Annotated in this window: 1 protein-coding gene; it reads left to right on the forward strand. The window is 48.6% G+C overall.

Annotated elements, in window-relative coordinates:
• Positions 1-1,157 (forward strand): IS1182 family transposase (locus C7A19_RS15470; RefSeq protein WP_116645360.1); only part of this gene is annotated, 1,157 nt, incomplete at both ends.

Below are 1,157 nucleotides of genomic sequence, written 5' to 3' on the forward strand. Positions count from 1 at the left end.
GAAATTGAAGTCAACGTTGCTTATCGTTGGTTCTTGCGTATGTCGCTGACAGAGAAGGTCATCCATGCGTCTACGCTGAGCCAAAATCGTATTCGTCGCTTTAATGGCACGGATGTCTTCGAACGCATATTCAACCATGTTGTGGTTCAAGCCATGGAGAAGGGCTTAGTCGCAGGGCAAGAGTTGTATACCGACAGCACGCACCTTAAAGCCAGTGCGAACAAAAATAAGCATATGAATAAACTGCGCCCGGTGAGCGCCGGCGCTTACCTAGAGATGTTGGATGAAGACATCGTCAGTGACCGCAAAGCAGAAGGAAAAAAACCGCTCAAGGACGCGCCATTAAAGACGGACGTCAAAAACACAAAAGTGAGTACGACTGACCCTGAAAGTGGTTTTATGACCAGAGATAATAAGCCCCAAGGCTTCTTCTATCTTGACCATAGGACCGTTGATGGCAAGCACGGTATCATCGTTGATACGTATACAACCCCAGGGAATGTCAACGACTCACAACCGTATATCCGTCGCCTTGACCACACACTCGCGCAATTTAACCTCAATCCTATCGCCGTGGGCATCGATGCTGGCTACTTCACGGCACCGGTTGCCGAATCCTTAGAGCGTCGCAGCATTCTTGGCGTGTTCGGCTATCGTCGCCCTTCTCGAACGAAGAATACGTTCAAGAAAAAACACTTCACTTACGATAAGAAAACCGACACATATCGCTGCCCCAAAGGGCAAACGCTTATCTATAAAACAACCACAAGAGCCGGCTATCGTACTTATCACTCAGACCCAAAGCAGTGTGCGTTCTGTCCGGTTAGAAACGACTGTACGCAAAGTAAGACCATGCAAAAGGTCATCACGCGTCATCTTTACACTGATGCAGTAGAGCGTGCCAATGAAATGCGACTGTCTCGTTATGGCAAAAAGATATACAAGCGACGAAGTGAGACTGTGGAGCGAAGCTTCGCCGACGCCAAACAGCATCATGGACATCGCTACGCACGCTTCCGAGGGCTTGCAAATGTGCAAATGCAATGCTGGCTGGCGGCGGCGGCTCAAAACATCAAGAAGATAGCGTTAGTGGTGAGCTATCTAAGAAAATGTGGCTTTAACATGGCGGATATAAGGCAAATACTGGCTTCTATCCG

This window comes from Salinivibrio sp. HTSP (assembly GCF_003390965.1).
Lineage (GTDB): Bacteria > Pseudomonadota > Gammaproteobacteria > Enterobacterales > Vibrionaceae > Salinivibrio > Salinivibrio kushneri.